The sequence below is a fragment of the Massilia eburnea genome (assembly GCF_009720745.1).
Lineage (GTDB): Bacteria > Pseudomonadota > Gammaproteobacteria > Burkholderiales > Burkholderiaceae_D > Rugamonas > Rugamonas eburnea.
This window is the reverse complement of record NZ_WNKX01000012.1, coordinates 153,175-159,283: the sequence shown is the minus strand read 5'-3', so window position 1 is coordinate 159,283 and position 6,109 is coordinate 153,175. Positions and strand designations below refer to the sequence as shown.

Below are 6,109 nucleotides of genomic sequence, written 5' to 3'. Positions count from 1 at the left end.
CCATCCCGAACAGGACCGTGAAACGACTCTGCGCCGATGATAGTGCTGCAACCAGTGTGAAAGTAGGTTATCGTCAGGCTCTTATTAGAAAAGCCCGCTAGGCATGTGCCAGCGGGCTTTTTGCTTTTCTAAACCCGGTAAACCTGGGTCAGACCCAAGGGTCTGACCCTCTACGGTCTCCAGGACGCAGGCTTAAATTAAGCCGAGAGGGTTGCGCAGACGGTGTCAGACCCTGTGGTCTGACGGGGCGGCCATCCGGCAGGTTTACCGGTTTGGCGTCAAACTCCCCAGACAATATCGTAGCCGCCAGACTTGGCTGCACGCAGCATCTCCAGCAGGGGGAATGCCCGCTGCGCGAATCCTACCTTCTCGGTTTGCCCGAATTCCGCGTCGCCGTCTTCGTCCGGCAGGCCGTGGTTCGGCGTATGCGAGGCGTGTTCGGAGTCGACCTCCGGATGTAGTTTGCTGAGAGCAACTTCCTTCTCGAGCAATTGCAGGGCCTGGGAAGCTTCGGCTGCTGTGATGACGCCCCTGGTTGGGCTCTTCTGCAGCAAGTCCATGATGCGTTCGACATGCTCGTGAGCCATCATGACTTCCGGCGACGAAATGGATTTAAATTTGATCAACATGGTGCGCTTCCCGTAGTTTGTTGATGTGCTAATACGATAGCACGGTTGCAGTCGCGCGCGTCGTGCCTCTTAATACAATTTAAACGAACTCAAAAATGTATCAACCGTATCCGCATCAAAATGTTTCTGGTTACCCAGAATAACCACCTGATATACGCGTTTATCCTTGGCCAGGAAACGGCCGTGCATGGCCAGCGGCGCGCCATTCTGGCCAACACCGCGGGCTTCGACGTCAAAGGCGCCGTCCTTGGTGGTTTCTTTGGTGATGGTGCCGCCGATATTGCGCACCATGGCCAGTTTCATGGCTTGGACAGCCAGTGCGGCTTTGGCCGCGTCCGGTAGCTCGGCAGTGCCGACGGCGAACATGGTGCCGTCAACTTCGGCGGCGGACATGGTCATCTTCACTTCCTGGCCATCGAGGTTGATCGAGCGGGTGTGTGTAGCGGGTTTACCCGGCAGCATGACGGTATAAGGCGCATCGGCGCTGCGGAAATCGCGCCAATCGAATTTAGGGCTGCAGGCGACTACTGCGCCGGCCATGAGAAGGACAGCGCAGGTTTTTTTCAGGGTCAGTTTCTTCATACCCTGCATGGTAGCACTTCAAGGACTGTATCAATCGCCGCCAGGGCCGGGACCCATGCCGCCGCCCGGCGGTGGTCCCACGCCTGGGCCGTGCATACCGCCAGGTCCGCGAGGATGTCCGTCCTGACCGCCCTCGCGATGCATGCCGCTCGTCCCGCCAAAGCGGTAGGACAGGCCCACGTAGATGATGCGTCCATCGAAGCGGCGCATTGTCTGCTCACGCAGGGCGTAGGTATCGGTGACGGTGGCGATCTTGTTGGTGTTGAAGACGTCGGTGGCGTTGACCATCAGCGCCAGTTGCGGCGTGAGGGCGTGGCGCCAGGTCAGGTTCAGCGTGGTGTTGGGTTCGCGGTAGCCCTGGCCGGTCAGCATCTTGCCTGTTGCCTGCACAGCAGCCTGCAACATGTCGGTGCTGGTGGCTTGCCAGTTCAGGCGCAGGCGTCCGCTCAGCGAAGATGCGGTGCGCCTGGTCTGGTCGCCGTTCATTTCGATCACGTTCTGGCCGAAGCGCGCCACGTTGCCACTGAGGTTCAGGGTCAGTGTCGGCAGCAGCTTGCCGGTCATGGTGAATTCCATGCCGCCGGAATGGGTGGTGCCGGCGTTTTCGCGGGTGGTGAGCAGTACCGTATTGCTGATGAAGTATTTGCGGTCCAGGATCGAATCGGTCTCGTCGCGGAAGTAGCCGCGCAGGTTGGTCTCCAGGCCGAACATATGCGTCTCGTAACCGAGTTCGAAAGAGTCGGTTTGCGCCGGCTTCAGTTTTGGATTACCGGAGGAGACGTTCAGTTCATCGCGATAGGCCACGAAGGGATTCAGGTCCTGCGCATTCGGACGGCGCAAGCGATGGGCATAGGCGAAACGCAGCGTCGACTTTTCGTCCAGCTTGTAAGTCGCGAAGAAACTTGGAATCAGGTTGGTGTAGGTGTTGCTGGCAGTGACCTGGCTTGTCAGCTGGTCGATGTCCATCACCGTATGTTCTGCGCGAAGGCCCGCCATGACGCCCCATTGCTCATTCAGGTGCATCTGGTAGGAACCGTAAGCGGCGTAGATGGTTTCTTTCAGGTTGAAGGCGTTGCTGCGTAAGGCGTTAGGTGATCCTTCCTGCGTAATCGGATCGATGTTGGTGTAATCGATGCTCGAATCATTGCGCGTCTGGACGATCTTGTAACCGAGCTTGGTGACGCCGCCGAACAAGGGAGCTTCGTAGTCGCCCGTGTAGTCGATGATTTCGGTCTTGCCCCGGTTCTTCTGCGAACTGTCCTGCAGGCTGCCGGACGGCGGCAGCACGACATAGTTGTTGCGGTAGGTGCTGTCGTAATCGTTGGTGGCGCTCGATGTGCGCAAGTCCATCTTGAAGGTTTCACCTGGCAGGGCGCCCTTATGGTCCCAGCGCCCGGTCCACGAATAGTTCTTGCTCTCGCCCTCGCGCACGGTGCTGCGAAGGTAATCGCCGGTGACAGCGCCTTCGGCATCGGTTGACAGGTAGTTGTCGCTCGAGTGGGCATTGTTGGTGCGGTGGGAATAGGCCACTTGGGCGCCAAGCGTGTCGTTGGCGCCGAGGTTGTACGTGACGCCGGCATTCATCGCGGCGTTCTCATTCAGGCCGTTCGATTGCGACTGCTGGTCGCTGTGCGACAGGCTGCCATCGCGCGGGTCGATGCGGTCGCGGACCGTTTCGCCGATGGAGTTGCGGCCGTCATGTCGCACGTTCATGCCGCCCTGGAAGCCCCACGGTCCCTCGTTGTAGGTACCGGAAAGGGCGCTGTTGTAGCGGCCCGCGGTACCGGCATTCGCATTGACGACGCCAAAGCCGCCGGGACGGCGCGAGCGTTTCATCACCAGGTTGATGATCGGGCCGCCGCCGCCTTCATTGCCGAATTGCGCGCCGGGATTGTTGATGACTTCCACCGAATCCAGGTCGTCGGCGGGAATCGCCTGCAGCGCCGGACCGCGGTTATCGCCCTGCAGCATGGCGGAGGGCTTGCCGTCGATGTAGACCTGTACATTGCTGCTGCCGCGCAGGGTCAGCGAGCCGTCCGGGTCGACGTTCACTGAAGGAACGTTGTTCAGGGCGTCGGCGGCGGAGCTGTTGCTGGTCGCAATGTCGGATTTGACGTCGTAGACCTGGCGGTCGATACGGTTGGTCGGCCGTTCCGCAGCCACCGTCACGCTGGCGATGGCTGCGCCATTCTCCGCAGGGACTTCTTTCTTTACCGTGGCTGGCTGGGCATCGGCCTTGGCTGGCTGGGTAAGCTGTGTCTGTGCTGCGGCATGGGCGCAGCACAGGATGATCATGAGAGAGCCTGCGCTATAGCGCGCGTAACGGTAGTGGGTAGTCATGGTGCCGGCAATTCTAGCCAACAAAGCCGGCCAAAAACCGCGCCTTTACCTGGTCTTACATTTGAAACTTAAGGTTGCTGAAGGGCGCGCCGCAGCTGGACCGCTTCCGACACGTGCTTGCCGCCGACCTGCTTCTGGCCGTCCAGGTCGGCCACCGTGCGCGCCAGCCGCAGCACGCGGTGGTAAGCGCGCGCGGACCACTGCATTTTGTGCAGGGAGGTGCGCAGCACGTCCTGTCCAGCCGCATCGGGCTTGCAGAAGCGGTCGATCTCGCGAGGCGTGAGCTGCTGGTTCGATTTGCCCTGGCGTGCAAGCTGGCGCTCAAAAGCGGCGTGCACGCGGGTGGCGATGGCGGCGGACTTCTCGCCACTGGCGTCGGCTTGCAGGATTTCCGGCGGCACCGGGCCGACTTCGATCTGCATGTCGATGCGGTCCAGCAGAGGACCCGAAATGCGGCTCTGGTAACGCAGAACCTGGTCGGGCGTGCAGCGGCAGGTGCCTGCAGGATGGCCGAGGTAGCCGCATGGACATGGGTTCATGGCGGCGATCAGCTGGAAGCGGGCCGGGAAGTCGGCATGCCGCGCGGCGCGCGCAATGGTGACGCGGCCCGATTCCAGTGGTTCGCGCAGCACTTCCAGCACGCGCCGGTCGAACTCCGGGAGTTCATCCAGAAAAAGGACGCCACAGTGCGCCAGAGAGATTTCGCCGGGGCGGGGAACGCTGCCGCCTCCGACCAGCGCCGCTCCTGAGGAGGTATGGTGGGGCGCGCGGAAGGGGCGCACCTTCCATCCCTCCACGGTGAAACCGCTGATCAGCGATTGCACGGCTGCCGCTTCCAGTGCTTCGTCGTCTGTCATGAGTGGCAGCAGGCCTGCGAAGCGGGTGGCCAGCATGGTCTTGCCGGCGCCTGGCGGACCGACCAGCAACACTGAGTGGCGGCCGGCGGCGGCGACCTCCATGGCGCGCTTGGCGAGCACCTGGCCTTTGACGTCGGCGAAATCCGGAACGGTTGGCGGCAACGGCATTGGCTGCGAGACGTGGCGGGCCAGGGCGAAGCTGCCGTCGGCATTGGCGCTGAAGTGTGCGCACACCTGCAGCAATGTCGAAGCGGGGTAGATGGCGGCGTCGGCGACCAATGCGGCTTCGTCGGCATTGGCGATGGGGAGGATGAAGCCGCGCGCATGTCCGCCGGGGGAGCGCTGCATGGCGTATGTCATCGCCAGGGCGCCACGGATCGGGCGCAAGTCGCCTGTCAGGGAAAGCTCGCCGGCGAATTCAAAGTGTTCCAGCCCGGACGATGGAATCTGGCCTGAGGCGGCGAGGATGCCGATGGCGATCGGCAGGTCGAAGCGGCCGGACTCTTTCGGCAAGTCGGCTGGAGCCAGGTTGACGGTGATGCGGTGCTGCGGCAAATCGAAGCCAGCATTGGTGATGGCTGCGCGCACCCGGTCGCGTGCTTCTTTCACTTCCGTCTCGGCGAGGCCGACCATGGTGAAAGCAGGTAAACCGTTGGCGAGATGGACTTCCACGCTGACTTCGGGGGCCTGCATGCCGGCCAGTGCGCGGCTTTTGATGACGGCTAGTGTCATGGCTTTCTCCCACGGGATTCCGACATCGTAGGGGTTGCGGGGTGTGTAGCCATTGAGGCGGCGCAAACTTTGGCGCGAGGCGGGTTTCGCATTAGTTCAGCTTATGCATGCGATTCGGAGGTTTCATTTGTCATTACGGACAAAATGGGGGCAACATAGGGCATAACACATAATTTGGAGACGGCAAATGCAGCAGCATGGAGAACTGGCGGGCAAGGTGGCATTGGTCACGGGCGGCGCGTCCGGCATTGGACGCGCAACGGCGGAATTGTTTGCGCGCGAAGGCGCCACGGTGCTGATCGCGGACCGCGATGGCATGGCTGGAGAAATGGCGGTGGCGGCGTTGAATGCCGCCGGCGGGCGCGCCTCCTTTATCCGCACCGATGTGGCGTCGGCCGCCGACTGCGAGGCGGCGGTGGCGGCGGCGGTCGCGCGCTACGGCCGCCTGGATGTGCTGTTCAATAATGCCGGCATTACCCGCCGTGCCAACGTGATCGACACCACCGAGCAGGAATGGGACCAGGTGATGGCGGTCAACGTCAAATCGATCTTCCTGATGTGCAAATTCGCCGTGCCGGTGATGCAGATGCAGGGTGGGGGCAGCATCATCAACACTGCTTCCGGCTGGGGGCTGGTGGGCGGCAAGGATGCCGTGTCCTATTGCGCCTCGAAAGGTGCAGTGGTGATCATGACCAAGGCCATGGCGGTGGACCACGGTCCGCAGGGCATTCGCGTCAACTGCGTTTGCCCCGGCGATACCGATACGCCTATGCTACGCAAGGAAGCACACCAGCTCGGGCTGGAGCAGAATGCGCTGGTGGCAGCCGGTGCGAGCCGTCCGCTGATGCGCGTGGGGCAGCCGCCGGAAATCGCCCAGGCGGTGCTGTTCCTCGCATCCGATCGCTCTTCCTTCGTCACCGGCGACGCTCTGGTGGTGGATGGCGGCGGCCTGGCCGGATCGGCGTAATC

5 protein-coding genes are annotated in these 6,109 nt (G+C 62.0%); 1 reads left to right on the top strand and 4 read right to left on the bottom strand.

The window, feature by feature from the left end; all coding sequences use genetic code 11:
• Window positions 1-278 precede the first annotated feature (278 nt).
• The 4 genes from GM658_RS16945 to GM658_RS16930 all read right to left on the bottom strand — a co-directional run bounded on the left by GM658_RS16945 (window position 279) and on the right by GM658_RS16930 (window position 5,140).
• Window positions 279-629 carry a DUF1840 domain-containing protein gene (locus GM658_RS16945; protein WP_155455227.1) on the bottom strand — a complete coding sequence of 117 codons (351 nt, stop codon included), beginning with the start codon at window positions 627-629 and terminating at the stop codon, window positions 279-281.
• A 69-nt stretch (window positions 630-698) separates the two neighbouring features.
• A complete protein-coding gene (locus tag GM658_RS16940) occupies window positions 699-1,211 on the bottom strand; it encodes a hypothetical protein (protein WP_155455226.1) in 513 nt (170 codons plus the stop codon).
• A 30-nt stretch (window positions 1,212-1,241) separates the two neighbouring features.
• On the bottom strand, window positions 1,242-3,551 hold the full coding sequence (locus tag GM658_RS16935; RefSeq protein WP_229416946.1) for a TonB-dependent receptor domain-containing protein: 2,310 nt from the start codon (window positions 3,549-3,551) through the stop codon (window positions 1,242-1,244).
• Between the two features lie 68 nt (window positions 3,552-3,619).
• Window positions 3,620-5,140 (bottom strand): YifB family Mg chelatase-like AAA ATPase, encoded by a 1,521-nt coding sequence (locus GM658_RS16930; RefSeq protein WP_155455225.1) that lies wholly within the window; start codon window positions 5,138-5,140, stop codon window positions 3,620-3,622.
• Window positions 5,141-5,327: 187 nt separating this feature from the next.
• On the opposite strand from GM658_RS16930, the gene GM658_RS16925 reads away from it, so the two are divergent.
• Window positions 5,328-6,107 carry an SDR family NAD(P)-dependent oxidoreductase gene (locus GM658_RS16925; protein WP_155455224.1) on the top strand — a complete coding sequence of 260 codons (780 nt, stop codon included), beginning with the start codon at window positions 5,328-5,330 and terminating at the stop codon, window positions 6,105-6,107.
• The last annotated feature ends 2 nt before the right edge of the window (window positions 6,108-6,109 follow it).

Coding starts and splice junctions, on each gene's coding strand:
- GM658_RS16930 (WP_155455225.1), bottom strand. CDS start 5,140: ATGACACTAGCCGTCATCAAAAGCCGCGCACTGGCCGGCATGCAGGCC.
- GM658_RS16945 (WP_155455227.1), bottom strand. CDS start 629: ATGTTGATCAAATTTAAATCCATTTCGTCGCCGGAAGTCATGATGGCT.
- GM658_RS16925 (WP_155455224.1), top strand. CDS start 5,328: ATGCAGCAGCATGGAGAACTGGCGGGCAAGGTGGCATTGGTCACGGGC.
- GM658_RS16935 (WP_229416946.1), bottom strand. CDS start 3,551: ATGACTACCCACTACCGTTACGCGCGCTATAGCGCAGGCTCTCTCATG.
- GM658_RS16940 (WP_155455226.1), bottom strand. CDS start 1,211: ATGAAGAAACTGACCCTGAAAAAAACCTGCGCTGTCCTTCTCATGGCC.